Below are 26,274 nucleotides of genomic sequence, written 5' to 3'. Positions count from 1 at the left end.
TTTCTTCCAATACGTGTCCATAATAACATAAAAAACCCGAAGACAGCAGAGTCTCCGGGCTTTTGTTATATTAAATTTGAACGCCTTTTTTGAGCGTTTTCTGATCAATGCTCGTGTTATTAACTAAAGGAAGTAACTTGACGCTTCGAACCATAGTGGACTGACACAAGTGGCAAGTCGGAACGTGATCAAATGTAAAATTATCTCGCATCCAGCCTTTACAACCTTCTTGTTCACAAGACCATATTGTCACATTTTCTAGAGGCATCTCTTCAAAGGACTTTTTTCTGGAATACATGATGGACCTCCTCAGCGTTTTACGTAAGTAAACTTCAATAGCTAAATTGAAAAAAGACTGCCATTACAAAGTAAAGGCAGTCTTTTAAATTATATTACAGTTTTACAACGTTTTCTGCTTGTGGTCCGCGGTTGCCTTGAACAACGCTGAACTCAACTTGTTGACCTTCATCCAAAGTTTTGAAACCTTCGCCTTGGATAGCGGAGAAGTGAACGAATACATCGTTGCCGCCTTCAACTTCGATGAAACCGAAACCTTTTTCTGCGTTAAACCATTTTACTGTACCAGTAGCCATGAGAAATACCTCCAAAAATTATTAACATGTTTTTTATTCTTCAAAGAGAAAAAATTCACACATTGCAAAAGGTTCACTAACAAAAATGAAAACCCTTTACAATATGTGAATTCAGGTTCTTTTTGTCGATTGGATTCATCATAACATATCACATTTGAAAACGCAAACTATTTCCAATTCTTACATGCTAATGAAATCGCTTACCCGACCCTGCTGATGATTAAAGAAGATGAGCGTCCCCAACTTTAGTCTAGGTAGATACTTGGTCCCCGGACCGTTTGCCGCTTCAAGCAGCGACTCTATACTGAAGCTATCGTAAACACTTAGGAGGGGCTTCATTTTGTACAACATAAGTATTGGAACTATTCTGGCAGCTTCGCTGCTATTCGTGATATGCACCTGGATCGGGAGCGTGAAAGCTTCTCGACTGCTCTATAGCCGCACCATTGAACGCATGCATCGCAAAACGCGCAAGCTGTTGTTCTGGGCCTGGTTCCCAATCATTCCGGCCGCCGCTATTCTAGGGCCTATCGCTTGGATGCAGCAGACCATGCTCACTACCTTTTGGATCGATCACGTGTTCATCCAAGCACCGCTGATCCTTTTGCCGCTTCTAACCATCTGGTTCGTAGCCGCGCCTAAACTGCTCAAGCTGCGCTCGATCACCAAACAAGCACTTGGAGACACGGAGCAGGCAGCGCCTGTTGATTCAACAGCACATTTGAGAGCAGCCGCTCCAGGCCTCATCATTCCTTTTCAGATGACAGCGCTCGCCGCATTAACTTCCTTTTACTTCGCACTAGTTCCGCCTGTTCCGTTCAAATGGCTTGATATATCCATACCGTTGGCTGTCTTCGTGCTGGCAACGGCAGGACTTTGGTGGAGGCATCAGTTCCGTTACAGGGGGGTAAGTAAGATGGAAGCTTATACGGCCCCGGCCTTTTGGAAAAGAGGCTTGGCTATGCTCACTGTACTCGCCGTGCTGGGAGCATCAGGTTATTATCTTTTTAACTATGCCTTGGACAAAAGTGAGCTGCCTCCCGAAATCGATATGGCAAGCGGGACGTACGATTACGGCGGTGTGATGCCGGCCGATATGAGTCAGCATAATCACCAAAGCAGAATGGCTGCAATGACCAGTAATTCAGGCAAAATGATCTCTGTCGCCGACCTGGCGGGTCCGCGCGAGGGGATACCTGATCGCCATTTTACACTAACCGCTCAGAAAAAGACTGTCACGCTCAGCTCCAGCAAAACCGTCGATGCCTGGACGTACAACGGGCAAATTCCGGGTCCCGAGCTTCGCATGAAAGAGGGAGAGTTGATCGAGGTTACACTCATTAACCAAGATATTGAGCAGGGCGTTACGGCGCATTGGCATGGTCTGGATGTGCCGAATGCCGAAGATGGCGTTGCGGGGGCCACGCAAAATGCGGTCATGCCGGGTGAAACGTATACGTACCGCTTTCGCGCCGAGCAGGTCGGCACGTTCTGGTATCACTCTCATCAGGACTCGCGCGAAGCCGTCAGCATGGGACTCTTCGGGGCTTTGATCGTGGAGCCGAAAACGGAACCTTTTCAGCCTGTAAAAGACATTACCGTGATGACGCATCGTTGGAAAGGGGCTTCGATTGCCGTTGGCGCCTCGGATCAACTCGAACGCATGGCGATCGCTCCAGGAACGCCTGTCCGAATGCGGCTGATTAACACGGACGATTGGGTGAATCAAAACTATACACTCGTTGGCACCCACTTTGAGGTGGCGGCTATTGATGGAACAGAACTGAATAAGCCCGATGTGTTAACGAATACCCACGTAGTTGTTCCTACAGGTGGACGGTATGATATCACGTTCATCATGCCTGAGCGCCCGGTCTACTTAAATGTAGGAGGGAATCGGAGCGGAGGCATCCTTATGTCTTCCGATGGCAGTGGCGACGTCCCTGAGATTCCGCCTACCGTAGCCTTCGATCCTCTTACCTATGGTAACCCCGCGGCAACCGCTTTTGATGCGAGCAGCCGCTTCGATAGAGAATTTACGTTAATTCTGGACAACAAGCTCGGCATTTTTAACCGTAACTTTGATTTTCTCTACACTTTGAATGGAGAAGTATTTCCCAATGCGCCTATGTTTATGGTGAAGGAAGGGGATCTCGTTAAAACAACCTTCATTAACCGAGGAAATGTCGACCACCCGATGCATCTGCACGGACATCACGTGCTTGTCCTTTCGCGCAATGGCAAGCCCGCAACCGGCAGCCCTTGGTGGTCCGATACGCTGAACGTGCTGCCGGGAGAGACGTATGAGGTCGCCTTTGTAGCCAATAATCCGGGATTATGGATGGATCACTGCCACAATCTTGTGCATGCCGCCGCAGGCATGTCAATGCACCTCATGTATGAAGGCGTGAAGACCCCTTATGCCGTGGGCAGCGGAACACAAAATCATCCCGAGTAAAAAGAGGGAGGGGATGTAGGGTTCGTGTTAGCATTCATAACATTTCGTTGACAAAAAGCCGATGCCCGTTTACGCTAGAGAAAAGCAGGAACTACACGAACTGAATAATCTCTTTCGTATAACCTTAATAATCGGATTAAGGGTCTCTACTTAGAAACCGTAAATTTCTAGCTACGAAGAATGTGCGCATTTGCATATTTTTCGTGGCTAGTTTTTTTATGTTCCTGACGTCATACAATAAACAGAAGTAGGAGGTTTATGCCCATGGCGACGATTCTTATTAAACAGGCAGAAATAGTAACAATGAACCGCGACGGGGATATTTTCGTTGGAGATCTGCTCATTGAAGACGACAGAATTAAGGCAATTGGACCTGATCTGGATGTGGACCCCGCACAAGTGGATAAGGTGATAGAAGCAAAGAACCGGACGGTCATTCCAGGCTTCGTGCAGACTCATATTCATTTGTGCCAAACGTTGTTCCGAGGCAAAGGGGACGATTTGGAGCTGATGGATTGGCTGAAACAGCGGATTTGGCCGCTGGAAGCCTCCCACGACGAGGAATCCATCTATTATTCTGCCTTGCTCGGCATCGGCGAGTTGATTCAAAGCGGTACAACGACCATCGTAGATATGGAGACGGTGCATCATACCGACTTCGCCTTCCAAGCCATCGCATCGAGCGGGATCCGCGCTTTGTCCGGCAAAGTGATGATGGACAAGGGCGATGAGGTGCCATTCCCTTTGCAAGAAAAAACATCCGAATCGCTCCAGCAAAGCGTCGATTTGCTCGAAAAATGGAATGGCCACGACGGCGGCCGCATTCAGTACGCGTTCTCGCCGCGATTCGTCATCTCTTGCACGGAAGAGCTGCTGCGTGAAGTACGCAGCTTATCCGAGCAGTACCAAGTGAAAGTGCATACGCACGCATCCGAGAATCTGGGCGAGATCGAGATTGTGCAGGCCGAGACCGGCATGCGCAATGTCGTGTATCTCGACCATCTGGGCTTAGCGAATGAGCGCCTCATTCTGGCGCACTGTATTTGGCTGGATGATGAGGAGAAGCGCATCATCCATGAGCGTGGCGTCCACGTGAGCCACTGCCCGGGCTCAAACTTGAAGCTTGCTTCGGGTATTGCCGAGACGCCCGACATGCTGAAGCTCGACATCTCCGTCTCGCTTGGCGCTGATGGCGCACCATGCAACAACAATCTCGACATGTTCAACGAGATGCGGTTGGCTGCGCTCATCCAGAAGCCCGTGCACGGACCGACGGCGATGAACGCGCAGACGGTCTTCCGCATGGCGACCATCGGCGGCGCCCGTGCGGTCGGTATGGAAAAAGAGATCGGCAGCCTCGAGGTCGGCAAAAAAGCCGACTTGGCGATCCTCGATCTCATCAATTTCCACACGTATCCGTCCTTCGACGTGGATCCGATCTCGCGCATCGTGTACTCCGCAACACGCGCGGATGTGGAGACAACGATCATTAACGGTCGGATCGTTATGGAAAACCGCATCATGCGGACGATCGACAAGGACATTGTCCTGCCTGAGGCAAACCGCTCGATCCAGCGGCTGCTGAAGCGCGCTAATCTGCGCTAACGAGAAAAAGCCATCCTTCCACCGTATTCGTATGCGGTGGGGGCTGGCTTTTTCGCCATGCTTCACTGTTATCGGATTATTATCGCGGACGATGCACGACGCGTCTGCGAGAAAGTGTAAAAAGTACAGCAAACCTTTGCGTTTTAGCCTACTTTAGAAGTGTTCGTGCATTTTGTACATCAAAAACATTAGAGATTACCTAGAATGGGGTAATTATTCTAAATTTGATGTACTTTTTGCATGATTTGACTCCCCGAGGCTATAAGCCTCATTTATTTAATGTACTTTTTGCATGTTTTGATGTGACTAGCCATTACTCATCACGCTCATCACTATTTACCCCAAAGCAGCCTCCCAGCCTCTAGCTTCGAAAGCTTCGTAACATCACGATTTGCGTCCTTCTTCAGAATAGCTTCCTTCTGCGTTTTGGTAGCTGGTTCATTCTGAAGGATCGCATCTAAATTATCATAAGCCACTTTCTTGATCAGTGCAGGATCTCCGATAGCATCCATGACACGATACATCGCCTCGATGGCAGCATCCTCGCTTGCAAGTCCGAAGCCGGAGTCAGTGCTGAGCATAAACTTGTCAGGGAACTGCTTCATAACAGGCAGAAAATCCTCGATCCGGTTCGAACTTTCCAAATTAAGCACGGTAAACCCAGCAAAAAAATCCATATAGATGTTATCATGCTTTTCTAATAATTGTTTGATATTCTCAGATGAATTGTAGGCATTCGCATGACCGAAAATGAAGGTTGTCTTGGGATGTGCAGCCAAGGCTTCCTCCAATTTATCAATCACGAAGCCATTCGGTGGATCGATATGGAGTAGAATCGGCGCTTGATACTCCGCACACAACTCATAAATTTGCGGTAGAAAGCCGTCCATAGGATCCTTAGCCTTCCATTCAACTTTCGATACAACGGGAGAATTATACGAAGCGGCAGCAATTTCACCTAGTCCAAAATAGACTTGTTCCAGATTATTCCTCACGACCTCCAAACTAGATGGATCATGAAGATCAAAGCCTGAGAAATAAGGCACAAAGAAATCCGGCTTTTCTATATAGGCATCCCAGGCATAGGCATCGGTTCGAATCGCGCTTGATTCCGATACATCCCCGAAAAGAACAACGCGATCCATCGCATCCCGCTTCCACATATTTTGCATGCTTATGTACTTCGAATCACTCGCATCATGGTTATGCGCATCCGAAAGCGGTATAGAGCCATACTGCTGAAGAAGATTGTTGAAACTTTTTTTCGCAAGCGTGGGTGGTGTACTCTCAACAGGTGTTGCCGCGGTTGTTGCTGCCAGGGAGGTTACAATCGCTGTCGGGTTGCTTGTCCTTTCCCTGAAATTAAGCGAGCTTAAGCCCCAAATCCCGGTTCCAATACAAACGCAAACGCTTACACCAACTAGCATACTTGACCTTTTTTTAGACATCTTAGACACTCCGCTCCTTTAGCCAATCCCCTAAATACTCACCGCCTAAATTATACCATTATTTTCATTTTGTATAGAGAAAAACCGTCAAGATGACCCTCTTAGCGGACTTATTGTTCTCTAAAACTCACCTGAGACTAAAGTACAAGTTTCCGATTCCCTTCGTCGACCATATACTATTGCATTCATTAAATACAGGGAAGGGGGGACTCCAATGGTCCACTTCTCAAAACCCCTTATACAAACTAAGGTCCAAGTTAAGATTAAACAAACCCATAACCCGCAAGTTATCAAAATTGTGCCCGTGGCTGGCCAAGTGGGTGATATTCGCGTTAATTCGTCTACAAGCCGCGTCTATTATGTCTTTGACGAGAATCTGGTAGGCGTACTGGACGGTAACACGAATAAAGTGATCGGCAGTGTGCAGACGGGAGATGGCGCTACATTTCTGGCTGTGAACACGCGTACCAACCGAATTTATTCAACAAACTTCCGAGCTGCTAACGTCACTGTTATTGATGGAAAAACGAACAAGGCCATCACCAACGTACCTGTCGGCGAGCGCCCTTTTGGTATTGCTGTTGATCGAATAAGAAATCGCATATATGTCGCTAATACGAGTGGAACGATAAGCGTCATCGACGGCGGCACCAACCGTGTCCTGAAAACCATAAGAGTCGGCGGATCACCGGCCCTTATCGCTATGGATAAACGAACTAATCGGGTCTATGTAACAAATGTAATGAAAGACTCTGTTCATGTTATCAACGGCTCTACGTTGAGCGTAATTAAAACGATTAAAGTAGGCAAAAATCCGATTATTACTCCGGGTATCATCCCTCAGACGAATCGGATTTATGTAGCTAATAATCTAAGCCGGTTTGCCTCTGTGATATCAGGTGCAACGCTCGGTAAAAGCACGCCCATTCAACTCGGAAAACTCCAAAGCGAGCTTGCCGTAAACGACCTAACGAATCGCATCTATCTGGCAAGCGCTCAGCAAGAGGGGAAAGGCAAACTGTTCGTGGTTAGCGGGCTAACAAATACGATTGCGGCAACCTTACCCATTCCCACGTTCTCTTCACTCCTCGTCAACCCGTTGACGAACCGTTATTATGTCGGAGATACGGACACCCGAGATTTGTTCGTGTACAGCGGACTAACGAATCGGCTGCTGGTCAAGCTGCGAACGGGGCAGTCAGCAGGGAACATGGCTTTGAATAAGCGAAGCAACCGGATTTATGTCGGCAATGAAAACTCGATCACCGTTGTTCAAGATCATAAATAATAAATAAGCCCCAAAACCCACAGAAGGTGGGCTTGGAGGCTTGTTTGTTTTGTGAAGCAAACGCTAGCCTGTGTCAACGATAAGACTCCCAGAAATAGTTGCCACTTTTTTCACTCTACATTTTAAAAATTTAAAATTCAAAATATTAAAACTTTAATATTCATTATATGATTTCCGTCTAAAAACAAGCGTTCATATAAATCTACTTTTCATTGTAATCCGTTCCCTATATTATCACGCAGCCGTTAAAGAGGTGGCAATTATAGGGCTTATATCCGTAAAATTTCTAGATCAAAATTAAAAACACAGCAAGAAACACAATCTCCATCCCATTGGGATTAAGCGGATAATCTTGCTTCATCAGGCCCTCCCAAGTTATCTAAATTATCATACAATACTGATATTTTATAAGTAATACATATATATAAGTAAATTTTAATCACCAACAAAAAAATAGTCAGAAAAATAAATCTATTATTTTAAGGTAGGTAGCAATGTAAAACTACCAAAAAAATAGCTAAAATGCATGAAATTCGCACAAAAAAACAGGGCAAAAAGAGGGAGGGTCATAAGCAATTGATGCCGCAAGCTGACCAAAAAGCTGAATTGCACTGTTGTGTGAAGTGATAGATAAGGAAAACCTTCATATAGACAAGCCATGGCCGAGAAAGCCTACAACCATGTTGTATGTTTTACCAGTGTTCGATTGTGAATGAAGTGTGTTCATTACTCTCATGTTTCAGAGGGCTGTTAGCTTTTATACTAAACATAAAGATGTTCTGACATGAAAGGCGGTTATTCCCGATGAAAGCTGAAACGAGTATCTCTCCACAAAGAGTTCATTCCCGAAAAATAACATCATCCTTCACTTTGAAAGGCCGCTGGGAGTCGCCGTTTGCGGGGTATCTGTTTATTTCCCCTTGGCTCCTTGGGTTTCTGCTGCTGACACTTTGGCCGATGATCCAATCGATGTATTATTCCTTCACCAAATATACGCTGCTTGATGCTCCGGAATGGATTGGTTTGCGTAATTATGAGCGAATTTTTGCAGACGACGAGATTTTTCGACAGTCTTTGAAAATAACGATTCTGTTTGTCGTATTATCCGTTCCAATTAAGCTGTTTAGCGCGCTTATGGTGGCCATGATGCTCAACAAGAAAATTAAAGGGATTTCGGTATATCGCACATTCATCTATCTGCCTTCTCTGATTGGAAGCAGCATTGCGGTAGCTATCCTTTGGCAAAATATTTTCGGCATGGACGGCTTTATTAATAAATTTCTTGGCATGCTCGGCATAAACGGCACCAGCTGGATCAGCAACCCCAAGACAGCTTTAGGAACATTGATCATCCTTGTCGCTTGGCAGTTCGGTTCATCCATGGTGATTTTCCTTGCCGGCCTTAAACAAATTCCCACCGAATTATATGAGGCATCATCCGTTGACGGCGCTTCGAAAGTAAGACAGTTTGTCAGTATTACCCTGCCTATGCTGTCCCCTGTTCTGCTGTTTAACCTTGTGCTGCAAACCATCGGTTCTTTCCAGATGTTCACGCAAGCCTTCATCATTACAAAAGGCGGCCCAATTAACTCGACTTATATGTACGCTTTGTACCTCTATGATCGCGCCTTTTCCCGATATGAGATGGGTTACGCCTCGGCGCTGGCCTGGATACTTCTTGTGGTCATCGCTGTTGTGACCGCAATCATTTTCGCCTCGTCCCGCTACTGGGTATTCTACGAAACAGAAGGAGCGAAAGGTAAATGAGAAACCCACTGATTTCATCTCGAACGTTAAGAACTCATTCCTTATTGGCTATATTCAGCTTAATCATGATCTATCCTATGCTGTGGTGGTTCGGAGCGGCTTTCAAATCCAATGCCGAAATGAGCTCTCCTTCTCTTCTGCCAAATGAGTGGTTGTGGAGCAACTTCAGCGAAGGCTGGGTCGCCATTCCTAAATTTACGTTTACCCATTTCTATATCAATACCTTTGAGTTAATTGCCGGAGTGCTTATTACGTCTGTCATTTCCTGCAGTTTGGTCGCGTTCGGCTTCGCCCGGATGGATTTTCCGCTAAAGAACTTCTGGTTTGCCATCCTGATGGTTACGCTGATGCTGCCAAGCCAAGTTACTTTGGTGCCTCAGTACATCATGTTTAACACTTGGGGATGGGTGAATACGTACTTGCCCTTCTATGTGCCGCACGCCTTAGCTGGAGGGATTGGCGGTCCCTTCTTCATCTTCCTGCTGGTGCAGTTCATCCGCGGCATTCCGCGTGAGCTCGACGAGTCGGCCAAGATGGACGGCTGTAACTGGTTCGGTATCTACTGGCGAATTGTGCTTCCTCTTACAAAGCCAGCGCTCGTCACAGTCGCCATTTATTGCTTCCTTTGGAACTGGGACGACTTCTTCGGACACTTGCTTTATATTAACTCGGTTAGCAAATACACCGTCGGGCTTGCTTTGAAGCTGTTCGTGGACAGCCAGTCGGCACTGCCTTGGGGACAATTGCTGGCGATGTCGCTGCTATCCATCATCCCTTCGCTCATCATCTTTTTTATGGCGCAGCGCCATTTTGTTGACGGCATTGCCTCAGGTGCTGTGAAAGGCTAAAATGAAATAAATATGAAAAAGGTTGTGCATTTGGCAGCCTTTTTCCAGTTTAATAGCATCTTATGAGGGGGATCAGCCTTGTTTACAATGTTCAAGCGTGTCCGCATCGGCCGGCTGTTCTTTGGCAGTTTCGCTGCCTTCATCGCCGTGCTGCTGCTCGTCACCTCATGGATAAGCTACAGCCTCACTTCGCGCGAGCTGGCCAGCAATACCGCTAATTATCAGCAGGATCTATTAAATGAATTAAATAAACGTCTGGTCATTCAGCTAAACTCGATAGAGCAAATGTCGCTAGCCGCTTCCAGAAACATCGATATTATCGGATACGATCCACTCGAAAGCGACTTATTTGAGCGCAATCGCCGGAAGCAGGATTTGGAGAATTTGCTGGCAAGCATCACCTACAGCACAACCATGGTACAGTCGATTTATTTGTATACGGAGCGGCCTTTTATGCCGGATTCGCAGGGTCCTATCCGCGTCTATAATTTGCAAAAGGTACGGGAGGAAGACTGGTTTCCGGATATTCAAAATAACGATTCGGCCTGGATTAAAGAACGGACGATTCAGACCAACAAAGGTCCGCTCGCTGTAATCGGCTATGCCAGGAAACTTTATAATAACTCCGGTATTTACTATGGCATGCTGATGCTGAACGTGAAATCTTCGGAAATTCAGGACTTGATTCGGGGGGAAACGGAAGGCCGAAGCCGGCTGTTATTCGATGCTAGCGGCAGGAAAATGACATCGATTGGGGATCAAAGTCTGCAAGGCGATGTACTGGATAAACTGAAAGTCATAAATGAAAAGTTCGGAAGCATACATCTGTCAGCCAAACAGCAAAGCGATTCTTTACTGGTATGGAGCAAATCGCCTTCCAACTGGATGTTGGTTGAAGTAACGCCTTGGAAGAACATCATTAACGGCAGTATCCGTCTGGCACTGATTCTCTTAACGGTAGGGCTTTCCGCTATTATTATTGGATTTTTTGTCACGTTTTTTATTTCCAGACAATTTACCAAGCCCATCAGGTTACTGCTCGCCTTCATGAGCAAGCTGCCGGACCGGGGTTTTGTGGCAGACTTGCCTCAAGACTATACCAATGAGTTCGGAAACCTGTTTAACGGTTATCGCAAACAAATGGAACGCATTGAGGAGCTGCTGGATTCCTTGAAAGCTCAACATAAACGCCAGCGTGAAGCGGAAATTCAAGCGCTGCAAGCGATGATTAATCCCCATTTTTTATACAATACGTTGGATCAACTAAACTGGCTAGCCATTGATTCAGGCCAAGACAAAATTAGTAAAATCCTCTCCTTGATGGGCAAAATGTTCCGTATCGGCCTATCTAACGGGGAGACGCTCATTCCGATCGCCGACGAGATCACACATGTCGAATGTTATTTGCAAATTCAACAAATCCGCTGGGGCGACCGATTGTCATTCACCATTAACGTTGATGAGTCCGCCAGAGAGCTCTATATTCCGAGGTTAACGCTGCAACCTTTTATAGAGAATGCCATTATTCATGGTTTCCACGGCAGAAAAAAAGGCGAGATCCAGGTGAACGTACAGCTGGTCAATCAAGACATCCAATTCCAGATTGAGGATGACGGTGTAGGGCTGCGTCCCGATTGGAATCAACCAAAGATAAGAAAGACGGGCGGTTATGGTGTACGCAACGTGAAGGAGCGGATTGAAGCTTATTTCGGGCCTCCCTACGGCGTTCAAATGACCAGTTCTAAAGGCAATGGGACGCTTGTCACGGTTCTGCTGCCACAAATTCAATACAAAGAACAGGTGGAGGAGCGGTATTATGTGGAAAATACTCATCATTGACGATGACTTTCAAGTGCTCGAAGGCATGAAAAAGGCGATTCCTTGGGAAGCCATTGACGCTGAATTCGCGGGCGAGGCCAGCGACGGCGCCGAGGGGCTGGAGATGATCAGCCAGACCCAGCCGGATATCGTCATTACGGACATTTACATGCCTGTGATGAACGGGCTTGAAATGATTGAAAAACTCCGGGAAGCGAACTTTCCAGGGGAGATCATTATCCTGAGCGGGTACACCGATTTCCAATATGCCCGGCAAGCATTGCGACTGCATGTCAGTGACTATTTATCCAAACCCGTTACCGTAGATGAGCTTCGGACTGTGCTGGAGAAAGTCATTAAAGAACTAGAAGCCAAAGAGCTTATCAAGATGGAACAAGAAGACATTAGAAAAAAGCTGATGCTCTATGAACCATTCGGGCAGCAGGAATGGTTGAAATCGGTCATGACGGGGACGTCCCATAAATGGGTTTCTGGCCTAAATCTCCCTCCCGCTGAGCAGCAGCACTGGATTCATCGCCATCACCTTGTCATGGGCATTGAGTTGATGAGCACAATACGCACGGCAAACCTGTCGCTGATCGATTGGAATTTATTCCGTTTTGCGCTGGCTAATATCATTCAGGAAATTTTATCGGAAGATTGGCCTGAATCCGACTTCATCGAGCTTCACAGCCATCATGCTGCGATCATGTTTCATATTGAACCTTCGGAGCCTGCTGACGCATCCCTTGGCCGCATTCGCGCAATCGGCAACCGGATTACTGACTGTGTGCTTATGTATCTTAAACTGAACATCCGTATTGGAATAGGTCAAGTGAAAACAGCTTGGCAGGAAATATCCGATTCCACCGAGGAGGCTTTCCTGGATCTGCTCCAGCAAACGATGACTCCGCAGCTAGGCAAACCAACCTCCCTGCCATCGGATTTGGCGATTCGGCCAATCAAGTTTTATCAGGAACTTGCGGAAGCCATTGTGTATTCGAAGGAAGAGACTGCTTCACAAATTGTAGATGCCTATATTCATCAATTGCAGCAGATGCCAACGATAACGCCTGCTTACTTACAGTATCTCTGCACAGAGTTATGGACGATCTTCGCCTACTCCCTGTACAGTGTTGGCATTGTGCTGGATGAACTATTTCCGGACATGCATCTGCCGTCGGAAATCATGCAAATTCAAACGACAACCCACTTGCAAGAGTGGCTGCGCGCCAAAATTCATATCATCGCCACCAGCCGGCATTGGAATGAGAATTCCAAACATAAAGAAGCTGTCGATTTCATGATTCAATATGCGCATGACCACTATGCCGAAGAGGTATCCTTGGAAGATATGTCGAAAAAACTGTACTTATCCCGGAACTATTTGAACCAGATTTTCAAAAAATCAACCGGCGAAACGTTCACCAACTACCTGATTCAGGTTCGAATGAAGAAAGCGCAGGCCCTTCTGGCCGAAGGCAAACATCTCATTTATGAAATTTCTGAGAAGGTTGGATACAAGAACGTTCCTTACTTCAGCTCTATTTTCAAAAAGTATACAGGCATGAGTCCAAGCGAAGTAGGCAAAAGCGGTTAACTGTCGTTCATGAAATGAAGCATCCGTTTTGTGCTTTGTAATTTTGTGATCAAAAGTGAAAGAAGTGTGTTCATTACTATCATTCTTCATTTTTTCCGTTAATCCTATAATGAGATTGTAGGGAAGACTAGCTAGCGAGAGGGGATTATCAATGAAAATGCAGATGAGACAATGGGGCATGCTCAGCATGACTGCTTTGATAGCGCTGTCTTTAAGCGCATGCGGTTCTGGGAATAAAGCAAGTACAGCAGGAGGCAGCACAGCTGCAACGACAGCGCCGAACGCTGCAAGCACGCAACCTGTGAAACTGCGTATTGTATGGTGGGGCTCACAAGCAAGACACGATGCTACGCTAAAAGCACTGGATGCTTATACGAAAAAACATCCGAATGTGACCTTCGAACCGGAATTTTCGGGATTTGACGGTTACGCCGATAAGCTCGCTACCCAGGCAGCCGCCAAAAATGCGCCTGATATCATTCAAATGGACCCGGCTTGGCTTTCCGAATATGCGGGCAGAAACCAGCTTGCTGACTTATCGAAAGGCATTCGCACTGAAGATATCGACAAGTCGCTCGTAGACTCAGGCAAGTACAAAGATAAACTTTACGCTATCCCGTTAGGCAATAACGCAACCGGTATGATCTATAACAAAAATGCGGTTGATAAACTCGGAATCACGCCACCTAAAAATAACTGGACATGGGATGAATACTTCCAATTCGGTAAAGATGCCAAAGCCAAGCTGGAAAAAGATAAATATGTCTTGATGGACGCAACATCTGACTATACGGTCTACACCGCTTATCAACTGAGCCAAGGCAAGGGCTATCCGATTACGGAAGACGGCAAATTCAACATCGACAAAGACACCTATCTAACTTTTGTTAAAAAATATGCCGAGCTTCGCACAGCCGGTGTCATTCCTCCGGCAGAAATTGCGACCACGGATAAAGAGTCTGATGCAAAGCTCGACCTCATGAACAATGACAACGTATTTATGAAGCGTACTTTCGCTGCTCTGCTGCCTGGTTATGAAGCTGTAAAACCTAACGTTTATTCCCTTGTGAATCAACCGAAAGGCGTGCAATCCAGCGGTTGGCTGAAGCCTTCCATGTTCTGGTCTGTGAGCGCAGATTCCAAGTATGCTGAAGAATCCAAGAAGTTCATCGACTGGTTCGTGAATGACAGCGAAGCGGCAGATCTTCTAACCACAACACGGGGCGTGCCGGTTTCCAAGAAAATGCTCGAGTATTTAACACCGAAACTCACCCCTGCTGATAAAATGCAAATTGAACTTATTAAGAATGTAGCTCCTGACGCTCAACCTTTCAATGCCGGGGCTAAAGGCTGGAGCAACTACACAGCGAAGGATTTCAAAACGATCGGCGAGAAAGTCATGTTCGGCAAAATCACACCGGAAGCTGCTTATGACGAGCTTGTGAAAAAGGCGAAAGAGTATCAGTAAATTCTCATCGACAGATAAGTATCAAGAAGGGCTGCCCCGAAGTAGATCATCTACTCAAGGGGCTGCCCTTTTTCATGGCACGGACGCCTCCTGAGAGGCTTCTGAGCACGTCTCTGTTCCGTTTTCTGAGCAGTAGCGGATAAAGGTCCTTCAAGCCCTCGGAACGTATCATAAAACGCCTCGTAGGGGCTATCGCAGTTCCTGACGCAAAAAAACAACTCTTAACATAATGTTAAGAGTTGTTCTCCGAACTGCTATCTATGCAAGCAAAAGCTTACAGCTTTACAACGTTCTCAGCTTGTGGTCCGCGGTTGCCTTGAACAACGTTGAACTCAACTTGTTGACCTTCGTCTAAAGTTTTGAAGCCTTCGCCTTGAATTGCGGAGAAGTGTACGAATACATCGTTGCCGCCTTCTACTTCGATAAAGCCAAATCCTTTTTCTGCGTTAAACCATTTAACTGTTCCTACTGCCATGGGTAATACCTCCAAAGTTTTAATTAACATGTCTTTTTTCTTGTTTCGAACAAAAAAATTACACATTGGAAAAGGTTTCACAAACTAAAATGATAACCCTTTGCAATAAGCAATTCAGGTTTTACCCCAAAGACTATTAATACTGTACCACACATATTTGGCTAATGCAATTACCCTTCAGAGGCATTTCTTACTAAGGATAAGAGTTCCTCTTTATCCTCTATTTTCAAGGCAATTGTTAGAGCAATTACGACATCATTCGACGGTTGTATTCGACCATTTTCGATGGCATTCAGGATAGAATAACTGACGCCCGCTTTCTCGCCAAGTTTGCGCAGCGTTAGATTTTGCTGTTGTCTCAGCTCTTTCAGCCTGGTATGAAATAACATGCCTCTTCCTCCTCCACTGAAAACTTATTTATCGTCCATCTGCCTGCGAATTTCTGCTCTAATTTTGTCGAAAGGGTCCTGCCAGTCGGGGGGCTTAATGGTTTTGCCAAATTCGTTCTTATGGACTAGACCGTCCGACCACACTTTGGACATGTTAGCATGATGCACGATGTCAAAAATCGGCCCCGGCTCAACTCCCATCTCGACTAAGGTACCCAACACGAAGTACAACTCATCGATCATGGCATCCACTTCGTCTTCCAGTGTCGCCGCCTCTTTGAACTCGTCCAGCTCTTCTTGCATCCAAGCCAGGCGAGCCGCCTTGCGGCTCTCCGACAAGCGCTGCGGAGTTGTGGCTACCGGGTGCTCAAAGGTCTGGTGGAACTTTTTCACATCGTCAAAAGCATTCTTCAAGTTCATTATGGCTTCCCTGCTCCCTTATGTAGGTTTTCTTTTATATACCATTAAAGAGAGCCATCGGTCAATTACAACCGACGGCCTGTCATAAACCGATTTTTCCAGTAGCTATCATTCATATCCAGCATGACGACGCCGGAGCTCGCCGTGTTGCTCACGAACTTGCCATTACCGACATAGATGCCCACATGATTAATACGTCCGGGCTTGGACGTACTGAAGAAGACGAGATCGCCTTCGCGCAGGTTCGCTTTCCTCTTAACGGCTGTCCCCAACTTCGCTTGATCAGCCGAACTCCATGGGATCGTGATCCCGTTCTTCTTGAAAACCATCTGTGTAAAAGAGGAACAATCCAGAATCAAACGTGACGTGTCTCTTACGCCAAATTTGTAACGCACTTTACCGATATAGGATCGTGCCGTGCGCACAACACCGCTTGCTTTGCTTGTGCTCGTGGCGCTATATGCTGCGGTTGTTGTGGAATCACTCGCAGCAGCTAAGGCTGACTGAGGTCCGAATAACATCGTTCCGGACGTTAATAAGGAAAGCGCCAGGCCAATTCCCACGAATGATTTGCTAAGGCGGCTCTTTTTCACTAGTAACATGATGGGATATCCTCCTTCATGGATCATGGTGATGGGCTTGTTTGGCCCTGGGTCCACCATAACACACATAAAAGGACCGGTATTTACCAGTCCTACGAGATATCCAAGCGGCGCCTAGCTTTAAGCGCTATTATTAGAATTTGCTGAAAGTTGGCTGAGCCGCTAACTCTTGACAACTCTCACACCGTGTTCGGCGTCTGCTCATTTCGATACTCAGAGGGGGTCACACCGTACTTCTTGCGAAACACCTGCGAGAAATGACGCATGTCTTGATAACCGATTCGATCGGCGACGTCCGCCAGTTTCAGCTTAGGGTTCAAAAGAAGCTGCTTCGCCTGTTCCAGACGAAGATGCGTAACATATTCCTTGAATCCCTGGCCTATCTTCTGTTTGAATAACTGACTGAAATAAACCGGATTCAAGTAAACGATCGCTGCGACCTTCTCCAGCGACAGGTCGTCATGATAGTGCGTGCGAATATATTGCAAAGCCACATCGACCGAGCGGTCGCTGCCGCTCGCATGATGCTCGTAGACCTGCGTCGTCGAAGCTTGACGCATGCGCTGTACTTCTGCTGGCACCGCCTCGAAGCGGTTGATCTGTTCGGAGCTCATAATCTGAAAGGGCACCTTCAAATACTTCACGAGGTGGCTGCGCAGCTCATCCACGAGTGTGGTTAAGAGCGCGGCGTCCGGCAGTGTGACGATGCCGAGCAGGCTTTTGCTGTCGTGCACTGTTACGAAACCTTTGCCGTAGCGCTCGATCAGCTCTTGAAGGACGTTCTCGATAATGAAATTTTCGAGGAAAACGGCCTTATCGCTCTCCATTTTCACCATAATCAGATGGAAATACGGGTGCTGCTCCATGAAGGGCTTCATATCGATGCGCCCGGTATCCAGTCCTTGCGCAAAGCGCTGAAAGACAGCTTCCTGCAAATACTTGCGGTTCGCTTTCAGGAGCTCAGACTCCTCGTTCAGCTCGATTTCGTGAGCGATTTCCTCGCCAAGCTTCCGGATCATCTCGCTGAGCACCTCTTTGCCGATCGGCTTCAGCAAATAATCCTTGGCCCCGAGCCGCACAGCTTCCTGCGCATACGAAAATTCGGAATACGCGGATATGACCACCCATTTCACATTCGGATGCCGGCTCCGGGACATATTCATAAGTTCCAGCCCTGTCATTCCCGGCATGAGAATGTCGGTGAGGACGATTTGAATGCGGTGGCTCCGCAGCAAAGCAATCGCTTGCTCCGCGTTCGCCGCGAGATGAACCTGATGCTCGGGGAAGCGGTTGAGCAGCGTACGCTGGATGCCCTCCCGGATCACCGTTTCATCGTCTACGATGAGAATGTCCATGGTTTTACTCTCCTTTCCGAGGAAGCGGCATCGCAATGATGACGGTCGTTCCTTCCCCCTGCTTGCTATGAATGCGAAGTCCATAAATATCTCCGAACATAAGAACAATCCGGCGATGCACGTTGGTAATGCCAATGCCTCGTCTAGTTTGTCCGGATGCACCGGTTGTCTGTGGAGATTGCAGAGACGCCATCGCACCGTCGATATCCGATGCGTCCTTGATCAGCTGTTCCTGCATGCACTGGAGGGCACTCTCCTCGATGCCGACACCGTTATCCTCAATCACAATCCGCAGCTCATGCTCGCTGATCTCCGTGTAGACCCGCAGCACGCCAGGACGATCGAGCGGCTCCAGCCCGTATTTGACCGCATTCTCAATGATTGGCTGAAGCGTCATTTTCGGAAGAACCACATCCAGACACTCCTGCGCAACGTCCAATACGGTGCTGACCCTGCCTTCTAAGCGGCTCTCAATGATCGTCATATAATGACGCATTTGATCCAGCTCTTGGCGAAGGGTTGTCTTCGAGGCCTCCTGCCAGTCACTGCTGTAGCGGAACATATGGGACAAAGCCAAAATAACTTTACCTAAACGGTCGTTCTCCCGCTCGTCTAACATCCAATAAATCATATCCAGCGTATTATAGAGAAAATGCGGATTAACTTGAGATTGCAGCGCTTGCAGCTCCGCGTTCTTCTCACTTACGGTGGCGAGCGTAATGCGATCAATCAGCTCATCCATCCGATTCACCATGCGGTTAAAGGAAGACACGAGCGAGTTAATTTCTTCGAACGATTTGACCGTTACTGACCCTTTGAAATTCCCCATCTCCACCTGCTTCATCTCCCGTATCAGCAGCTTAAGAGGTGAGGAAATATTCTGGGAAATAATACTCGCAAGCACCAAGGATAGGAACACCACCGCCAGGATCACGAGGTACAGGTACTCTCTCGTTTTCACAACCTCAGAGTTAATATCACCTTTGGGAGTTAAACCGAATACGGTCCAATCGGACATCTTCGCTTTAGCGGAAACAATCAGTTGTTCCGTTCGGTCATCCACGACGATCTCATTGTTTTGCGGGCGCGGCAGGCCTCCGAAAGAAGGTGGACTGTCCTTTTCTCCCGCGGTAGAGGCAATCATATGATCTTCCTTATCGACGATATACACCTGGCTGTTCGGGGAAATCCTCACGTTCGAAAGCGCCGCCAGAATCGGCTGCGGGTTCGTTTCAATCACCAGAACGCCAATCAAGCGATGATCGGTTAAATCGTACAGTTTGCGTCCGAATACGAAAACAGAATCTTGCTGAAACCGGTTGATGATCGAGCCTTTGGATAGACCCAGCCAAACCATCTCACCGGAGGAATCCTGCAGCTTATGGTACCAGGCCGTACTGGCATAGTCCGCATTTATGACGCTGTCAAAACCACGTTCATAGTTATAGTTTTTGCCCGCATTCGTAATGATATGAATTCCGACAATGTCATCTCTGGAGTAGTAGGCTGCTCCCATGATATTCGTAATGGTGCGCTCATTAATGATATTGACCGCTTCATCTTTGCTTGTGTCACGGTCATGGATTAACCTGAGCATCTCATAGTTGCTGTTGAGCGATTTCGTAATGCTGTCATAACCCTGCAGCAGCAGATCAAAGAGACCTACCGTCTGGGAAATATTTTTCTCCGCCAAATCACTGATTTTGCTATGAATAATGTCCGTTGTTTTCTTGTAATAGAGCACGCTTACCAAAGTTAAAAGGATCAGCATGCAGGAAATAAAAAGCAAAAACAGCCGGCTATGAATAGAATGAAGGCCCCGTGTCACTTCGAAATCGGTCCCCTTTCGTTAGTCGTTACAGGCTATCATATCACAGGCTGTTTCCTAAACGGCAAAAAGAGAGGGGTGAAGTTAACCCTTCACCGCTCCCGCTACCATACCTTTTGTAATTTTATCGGCTAATAAGAAATAAATGATAATGACCGGCAGCGCACCTAATACGAGAAACGCACCGATAGCTCCGTAATTAACCGAATATTGACTGACGAAGCTGTTCACCCCGAAAGGCAGCGTTTTGAGCCGCTCCGACGAAATGAATGTCGCCGCAAGAATGTATTCGTTCCAAATATTGATGAAGGTCAAGATACACACCGTCATCATCGGAGGAATCGAAATCGGAAGAATAATGCTTCCAAAGATTCGGAAAACCCCCGCGCCGTCTACGACAGCAGATTCTTCAATCTCAGCCGGAATGGATTTCATGAAGCCGCTGAGGATAAAGACCGCAATTGGCGTCTGAAACGCGATATAAGGCAAGATGATGGATAGATGCGTGTTCAAAGCATTCAAGTTTTTGAAAATAATCATCAGCGGCAGCAATGTCGCTTGCATCGGGACCATCATCCCGATCAGGAAGATGATCATGACGACTTGGCCATATTTCCACTTGAACCTTGTAATGGCGAAAGAAACCAAGGAACTAAGCAAGATAACGCAGACCATTGTAACCGATGTGACGAAAAGACTGTTTTTCAAGTACTGGAAGTAATGCCCCGCCTCTACAGCCGAGGAGAAGTTCTTCCATTGAAGCACTTGGGGGAGGGCGAAAAACCGCCCCGACAAGATTTCCTCATTCGTTTTTAACGAGTAAATGAACAACCAAAGCAATGGATACACTTGTGTAACTACGAGCAACGACAAGAGTGCAATGACCAAAACTTTCAGGATAGAGAAGCTTTTGCGTCTCCGAGTCATTGCAGGTGCAGCAACCGCTGCTTTCCTGACATCTTGCATGGTGACACTCCCCTTCCTTAAGTAAATCTTCTCTCTAGTTTATTAAAGATACCATTGATAATTACAGTTGCAATCAAACATAAGACAACCAAGAAGGCAGCAATCGCACTACCATATCCATACTTCATGGATAGGAACGACATGTTGTACATATGCGTGGAAATAACGTCTGTGGCATGAGCCGGACCACCGCCGGTCATAACCATGACCATGTCAAACGCCTGTAAAGAGCCGATAAAGGCAAGAACGATCGATATTTTGAAAATCGGAATATTCATAGGGAAAGTGATATACCAGTCGGCTTTAAGGCCCTCCGCTCCATCAATCCGCGCTGCTTCGTAAATATCGGCAGGGATGTTCTGAATGCCAGTGAACTGGATCAAAGTGTGGTACCCTAGGTATTGCCACAGGGCCACGAAATACAGAGAGTACATAGCAATCTTCGGATCCGTTAACCAGGATCTCGACCAGCTATGCAAATTCAACATGTCCAATACTTGATTGAGCATACCGCCCATTGCGGCAGGGTTATAGATGGTTTTCCAGAGCTGTCCGACGATAACAACGGACAAAATAACCGGTAAGAAGTAAGCAGAAACTAGAAAATTCGGCTTTTTGATGAATCGGTTCAAGAGAACGGCTACACCTAATGCAATTGGAATTTCAACCATTGAAAATACGGCAAACATTAAAGTCCGTTTCACGGACGGCCAAAACACAGGATCATGAAACAACAAGTTACGGAAATTATCCAAACCAACGAATTTTGCACCGCTGATCCCGTTCCAATCCAGCAATCCACTATATAACGATACTAGAATCGGTACAAAAACGAGACAGACATAAATCAACAAACATGGCAGTACAAACATGGCAATCGTCCACTTGGAGACTCTTAACACATTCACTTGGCTCGCCTCCTTCATGAGATATACCAATCGGAATTCACCCTCTACACCCTTGCGGCGCTAAGGATAAATTCCGATTTGGCTGCTAAATGATTATTTATTTACTTTTTGTTCGTATCGTAAGCTGTTTGGTGCTCTTTGCCAACTTCAGCAGGATCTTTCTTCTGAACGAAGAGGTTTTGGATGCTTGCTAAGTGGCCTTGTGCTGTTCCTGGGTTCATTGTGTTATCGAACGCAAGGTCGCCGCCTTTAACTTGTTTGAACATATCCAGTACTTCCATCGCCATATCGGAGTATCCAGCTGCTTTGAAGTCACCGTCCACTTTTTGAGCGATACCTACTGCGCCTTTAACCGCGAATGCTTCTTTCGGGAAGTTCAACATGAAGTAGTTCAAGAAATCTTTGGTTTCTTTCAAGTGTTTGCTGTTTGCAGAGATTGCGAACGCGCTTCCTGGTGCAAGCATGAACTCATCAGGGTTACCTTTGCCTTTAACCGTTGGGAATTTGAATACGCCGACTTTACCGTTAACGGAAGAAGTCTCGATACCGCCTGTTGCCCATGAACCCATGTAGTACATAGCGGCTTTACCTGTTTTGAACAAGTTTTCACCTGCGTTGTAGTCAAAGGAAGTTGCGCCTTCTTGGAATGCGCCAGCTTGAATCAAGTCTTGGAAGCTGCTTACAGCATCCGTGAATGCTGGGTCTGCGAATGTTTTCTTGCCATCAACAACAGCTTGCAGGAAGCCAGGGCCGCCATTTGTGCGAAGCAGCACGTTCATGAACAAGAAGGAACCGGTCCAGGAATCTTTTTCACCGATCGCCATTGGCTGAATGCCTTTGCCTTTCAGTGTTTTTACAGCTGCGACCATATCTTCGAATGTCTTCGGTACTTCTACGCCGGCTTGTTTGAACAAGTCTTTGTTGTAGTAAACGAGACCGATGTTGTTACCATCAGGCAATGCATAGATGTTGTTGTTGAATGTGTACCAGTTCAAAATGCCTTCTTGGAACGTGCCTTTCAGGCCGTTTTGCTCAACCATGTCGTTAAGCGGCGCGAACAATCCTGCGTCTACGAAAGGTTTCATTTGAGCGGATGGATTCACGATCGTGATATCCGGAACTTCTTTGGAAGCTGCTTGTGTTTTAAGCTTCAGCTTTTGTTGATCCGTGTTCAGGGAATCAAGTTCGATTTTGATGTTCGGGTTTTTCGTTTGGTAGTCGTTCACGATCTTTTTCAACATACCGTTTTTCGGATCTGTTGGATCGGGATATATGTTTTGGAACGTAATCGTTACGTTTTCTTTCGTTGTGTTTCCACCGCTTGGAGCTGCTGATGCGCTTGCGCCCGGTGCCGGTGTTGTTGTGCTGCCGCCTGCACCACATGCTGTTAAGGAGATAGCCAGTAAGCCTGCTGCTGTTAATTGAAGACCTTTATATTTTTTAATCAATGTGAATCCCCCTCGTTTGTTTGGTGAACTTGATGACCCTATTATCGCTCGAAATTGGCAACCCTTACAATGTGTGAACTTTAGGATTCATGTTTACTTTTTATAGGTTTATGTACCTGAATGTATCCTTTCAAGGGCTTGGGAAAGACCGGCGATAGGGTTTGAAGAGCCTTGAGTCGAGCTAGAGAAGCTATTGAAAATGCGTTGGAAAGCGTTGAAAATGTGACTGTCAAAGAGCGTGAAAGTACTGTTAAGGCATGAAGAGCTTTGAACGTTGAGCAAGGCTTGCCATCGCCCCGATATTCAGTAGGATACCCCGTATTGTTGATTGTAGTGACGTACAGAGGCGGTAAGATATGGTTTGATATCGCAATTTTTGGGGGGCTTGCACGAGCAACTAACTGTAAAAACTGCCGCTAATCCAGCTAGCTTCGAGGTTTTATCTTAAATAAATGGAGTTTCTCACTTTAAATTCATGTACTAGCCCTGTTAAGCATAGAAACCCAGCAGTTTAGTTGGAGTTTTTCCAGTTAATCCATATTCACGCCTCAGTAACGCTCAAATAACGGTAGATTTCACCACTATTATCTAACAACTCAACACAGCGCATGCCGTGAAAATAAAAAACGACCCTCCCGCCAAGCTGGCAAAGGAGAGTCGTTCTAATGAATAGACTAATAAGCCTTAGGTACCTCAACACGATGAGTGACGCCATCTTCCGTAAAGTAAATATGCGTATCGAACCCTTGATCGTCCATGAAATAGGACACATACTTCGGCTCGCTATGCTTAATCGGCACAAGGAGCGTAGCGATCCGGTGGCTGCGCGCCGGCTTCGTCGTCGCCTTAAGATGCCAGTGCAGCGGCAAGCCTTCGATCTCGCTCAAGTCCACATCCGCGAAGCCCTCATGCTGTGTAAGCTCCAGTTCGCCGGAAGAGCAATAGACGAAGCGACCGTCCATATCGGCTTTGCGGCCTTGGACTTTGAAGGTCTGTCCGTTCAGCTTCATTTCGTACAGCGTCTGGAACAGCCAATCCACGGTGCCCGTCTGTGCCAGATCGATGTGATCCACGACGACAACATACGTCCCAAAGAAGTACAGCTCGCGTACGTACCGTTCCAGATAAGGAACGTACTCCTTATACGCTGCTGTGGCATTGCTGCGGGAGTAGCCATAGCCTTTGCGCTGCTCAGCCACTTCAACGAATCCGTTCGCCGCCATGTTCAGTACTTTGTTCTTCTCCGCGTATTGACCAAGGCCGTCAATCAAAATATTATTCGTCGAACGCGTCTGTCTGCGCCAGTTCATGTGCATCGTGGAGCTGAACGCCACGTAGTAGCCGCTCTCAATCGCAAGCGGTTCACCATATGCGTGCAGCAGGAACCCGTTTTGGTCCCCATGGCTATGGCTGACTGAGCCATATTTGCTGCTCTTCGTAAGCAGCATAATGTGGCGCTCAGGATCAGCCATATTCGAGTGGAATGCGACCCAACCGATGTCGCGGAACCATTTTACCTGCTCGATATTCGCATCCGTTGGCACAATAGCATCCACTTGCGGATAGTCGTGACGGAAAACCATTTCGTCAAAGCGGAAGTCCCACCAGCCGTAATTGTAAAACTTCATTTCAGAATCGGTATCTGTCTCACGTACCCGCTCAAAATACCACTGATACAGGCCGTTCCCCGTAACACCGGCGAATTGGCGGATGTTGAAGCCTGTCTTCAGGCTTACAGGATCTCCCAATGTGGATTGATCGCCAAAGCTTGCGCGAAGCGTATCCGGGCTGAAAGCGTACAGCGGGAAATCACCCGTTTTCGTAAAAAATGGCCGTTTATAGAAGTTAATGCCCGTATATTTTTTCAGCAAGTTCATCGCTTCCGTAACAAAAGCCATCCCGGTCGTCCAATACATCGGACCTTCCGCCCAGCCTCCATCCGGCCCGCCCCAAGGGGAATAGATGCATGCATAGTATTCAAGGGTATAATCCAGCCATTCGCGTGCTTCCGGCTCTTCCTCTAACAAGGCAATGCAGCTCGGGACCAGCACACTGGAAAGCGAACGAACGGCGTGGCTGTCAAATGGCACGTGATGAATTTTGGAGTGATCTATCACATGCGTAGCAATCTGCCGGGCACGTGCAAGCAAAACCTCTCGCACGAGCTTCCGCTCAAGCTCCGTTAACCGCCCATGCAGCCAGTCGTAGCCCCATGCAATCGCTCCAGTCATTCGGAAAGAGGCCTCATCGTTGTAATCGCGGCTTGTTGTGCCGTTGACATCCCAGTTGCAGACGTGCAGCAGCCACGTTTTGGCGCGGTCCAGCATCTCTTCGTCAGCCAAAATCGTTCCAGCTACCGCCAAGTGACGGATCGCATACAAGACTTCTTGCGTGTCCATGTACATTTGACGCCACAGCTTGGCAACACGTTTGTTGCCCGGATATGGCTGCGGCTCAGCGATAAATTCGCGATCCATCCACGGTTTAACAGACTTTTCATAAAAAACATCGAACCCGCAGTAAGTCGGATCAGCCTCCAGCTCGCCTCGGAAAGCTTCAACCTCAGCGGACTGGAGCCACAGCCGAGGGTGCTGCAATGAGGCTTCGGCATAACGGCGTTCCCGACTAGGCAGCGGAGTTTCCGGTAAGTCAGCTCCTACCTCAAAACTTCTGACTTTACTCCAAGCCGTCTGCTCGCCGTTCTCTTGAAGGAGTGCGTAGCGCCAGTAGTAAGTTCCTGCTTCAAAGGCATCATCCGGTGTATATAAATTATAGGGAATCGGCTTGATCGTTTGCGTGTCAGCCTCGGAAAATACGTCCGACTGCGAAATTTGCAGCACGTAACGGTCATTCTCCAGTTGGGCCGGAATCCACGTGAAGCGTGGCGGGTTCTCCAACAGTTTAGTTTGCTCATTCGGTTCGTATTGTACGGTTAATACGCCGCTCTGCGGTTCGTATAATGGCGACAGGGTTGTCATCACGATGCTCCC

Annotated in this window: 21 protein-coding genes and 1 riboswitch; of the genes, 8 read left to right on the top strand and 13 right to left on the bottom strand. The window is 47.2% G+C overall.

The annotated features are described in order from the left end of the window. Positions 1-70: 70 nt before the first annotated feature. Positions 71-298, bottom strand: a complete 228-nt coding sequence (locus ACUN27_RS01255; RefSeq protein WP_315954439.1) for a cold-shock protein — start codon at positions 296-298, stop codon at positions 71-73. A 94-nt stretch (positions 299-392) separates the two neighbouring features. Beyond that, positions 393-593 carry a cold-shock protein gene (locus tag ACUN27_RS01250; protein ID WP_127453854.1) on the bottom strand — a complete coding sequence of 67 codons (201 nt, stop codon included), beginning with the start codon at positions 591-593 and terminating at the stop codon, positions 393-395. Positions 594-933: 340 nt separating this feature from the next. Between ACUN27_RS01250 and ACUN27_RS01245 the strand changes: the two genes are divergently transcribed. Together ACUN27_RS01245 and ACUN27_RS01240 are read left to right on the top strand one after the other, a co-directional pair. After that, positions 934-3,051 carry a multicopper oxidase family protein gene (locus ACUN27_RS01245; RefSeq protein ID WP_445558262.1) on the top strand — a complete coding sequence of 706 codons (2,118 nt, stop codon included), beginning with the start codon at positions 934-936 and terminating at the stop codon, positions 3,049-3,051. A 94-nt stretch (positions 3,052-3,145) separates the two neighbouring features. Continuing rightward, a riboswitch (purine riboswitch) is annotated at positions 3,146-3,245 on the top strand. 70 nt (positions 3,246-3,315) lie between these two features. Continuing rightward, complete coding sequence (locus ACUN27_RS01240) at positions 3,316-4,656, top strand: 5'-deoxyadenosine deaminase (RefSeq protein ID WP_315954437.1); 1,341 nt, start codon at positions 3,316-3,318, stop codon at positions 4,654-4,656. A gap of 332 nt (positions 4,657-4,988) precedes the next feature. Here ACUN27_RS01240 and ACUN27_RS01235 read toward each other — a convergent pair whose 3' ends face one another. Further along, the gene (locus ACUN27_RS01235) at positions 4,989-6,104 is read right to left on the bottom strand and encodes an amidohydrolase family protein (protein WP_445558261.1); all 1,116 of its coding nucleotides are present in this window, start codon (positions 6,102-6,104) and stop codon (positions 4,989-4,991) included. A gap of 214 nt (positions 6,105-6,318) precedes the next feature. Between ACUN27_RS01235 and ACUN27_RS01230 the strand changes: the two genes are divergently transcribed. The 6 genes from ACUN27_RS01230 (at position 6,319) to ACUN27_RS01205 (ending at position 14,893) form a co-directional block, all read left to right on the top strand. Further along, entirely contained in the window at positions 6,319-7,392 is a 1,074-nt protein-coding gene (locus tag ACUN27_RS01230) for a YncE family protein (protein ID WP_326062593.1), read from the top strand. 804 nt (positions 7,393-8,196) lie between these two features. Then, positions 8,197-9,159, top strand: coding sequence for a carbohydrate ABC transporter permease (locus ACUN27_RS01225; RefSeq protein ID WP_445558260.1), 963 nt, complete (start codon positions 8,197-8,199; stop codon positions 9,157-9,159). Beyond that, positions 9,156-10,007: a carbohydrate ABC transporter permease gene (locus tag ACUN27_RS01220; protein WP_445558259.1), complete on the top strand. Its 852-nt coding sequence runs from the start codon at positions 9,156-9,158 to the stop codon at positions 10,005-10,007. Before ACUN27_RS01225 ends, ACUN27_RS01220 begins: the two co-directional genes overlap by 4 nt. Positions 10,008-10,094: 87 nt before the next feature. Beyond that, positions 10,095-11,846, top strand: coding sequence for a cache domain-containing sensor histidine kinase (locus tag ACUN27_RS01215; RefSeq protein ID WP_445560586.1), 1,752 nt, complete (start codon positions 10,095-10,097; stop codon positions 11,844-11,846). Continuing rightward, a complete protein-coding gene (locus ACUN27_RS01210) occupies positions 11,824-13,425 on the top strand; it encodes a response regulator transcription factor (RefSeq protein ID WP_315954433.1) in 1,602 nt (533 codons plus the stop codon). Before ACUN27_RS01215 ends, ACUN27_RS01210 begins: the two co-directional genes overlap by 23 nt. A 151-nt stretch (positions 13,426-13,576) precedes the next feature. Next, positions 13,577-14,893, top strand: coding sequence for an ABC transporter substrate-binding protein (locus ACUN27_RS01205; protein WP_326062594.1), 1,317 nt, complete (start codon positions 13,577-13,579; stop codon positions 14,891-14,893). A gap of 274 nt (positions 14,894-15,167) precedes the next feature. On the opposite strand, the gene ACUN27_RS01200 is transcribed toward ACUN27_RS01205, so the two are convergent. The 10 genes from ACUN27_RS01200 to ACUN27_RS01155 form a co-directional block, all read right to left on the bottom strand. Continuing rightward, positions 15,168-15,368, bottom strand: a complete 201-nt coding sequence (locus ACUN27_RS01200; RefSeq protein WP_126140957.1) for a cold-shock protein — start codon at positions 15,366-15,368, stop codon at positions 15,168-15,170. A gap of 170 nt (positions 15,369-15,538) precedes the next feature. Then, positions 15,539-15,757, bottom strand: coding sequence for a helix-turn-helix domain-containing protein (locus tag ACUN27_RS01195; protein WP_315954431.1), 219 nt, complete (start codon positions 15,755-15,757; stop codon positions 15,539-15,541). 24 nt (positions 15,758-15,781) lie between these two features. After that, on the bottom strand, positions 15,782-16,177 hold the full coding sequence (locus ACUN27_RS01190; RefSeq protein WP_326062596.1) for an HAD family hydrolase: 396 nt from the start codon (positions 16,175-16,177) through the stop codon (positions 15,782-15,784). A gap of 65 nt (positions 16,178-16,242) precedes the next feature. Then, positions 16,243-16,779 carry a C40 family peptidase gene (locus tag ACUN27_RS01185; RefSeq protein ID WP_326062597.1) on the bottom strand — a complete coding sequence of 179 codons (537 nt, stop codon included), beginning with the start codon at positions 16,777-16,779 and terminating at the stop codon, positions 16,243-16,245. A 179-nt stretch (positions 16,780-16,958) separates the two neighbouring features. Then, positions 16,959-18,134 (bottom strand): response regulator, encoded by a 1,176-nt coding sequence (locus tag ACUN27_RS01180; RefSeq protein ID WP_315954428.1) that lies wholly within the window; start codon positions 18,132-18,134, stop codon positions 16,959-16,961. 4 nt (positions 18,135-18,138) lie between these two features. Next, entirely contained in the window at positions 18,139-19,905 is a 1,767-nt protein-coding gene (locus ACUN27_RS01175; protein WP_315954427.1) for a sensor histidine kinase, read from the bottom strand. Positions 19,906-20,046: 141 nt separating this feature from the next. Beyond that, positions 20,047-20,889 carry a carbohydrate ABC transporter permease gene (locus ACUN27_RS01170; protein ID WP_127454106.1) on the bottom strand — a complete coding sequence of 281 codons (843 nt, stop codon included), beginning with the start codon at positions 20,887-20,889 and terminating at the stop codon, positions 20,047-20,049. Between the two features lie 56 nt (positions 20,890-20,945). Then, positions 20,946-21,836: a carbohydrate ABC transporter permease gene (locus tag ACUN27_RS01165; protein WP_181646517.1), complete on the bottom strand. Its 891-nt coding sequence runs from the start codon at positions 21,834-21,836 to the stop codon at positions 20,946-20,948. A gap of 101 nt (positions 21,837-21,937) precedes the next feature. Further along, the gene (locus ACUN27_RS01160) at positions 21,938-23,284 is read right to left on the bottom strand and encodes an extracellular solute-binding protein (RefSeq protein ID WP_315954426.1); all 1,347 of its coding nucleotides are present in this window, start codon (positions 23,282-23,284) and stop codon (positions 21,938-21,940) included. 674 nt (positions 23,285-23,958) lie between these two features. Further along, complete coding sequence (locus ACUN27_RS01155; protein WP_445560585.1) at positions 23,959-26,262, bottom strand: DUF4962 domain-containing protein; 2,304 nt, start codon at positions 26,260-26,262, stop codon at positions 23,959-23,961. Between the last annotated feature and the right edge of the window lie 12 nt (positions 26,263-26,274).

The sequence above is a fragment of the Paenibacillus sp. WC2504 genome (genome assembly GCF_052682475.1).
This window is presented reverse-complemented; position numbering and strand designations above follow the sequence as displayed.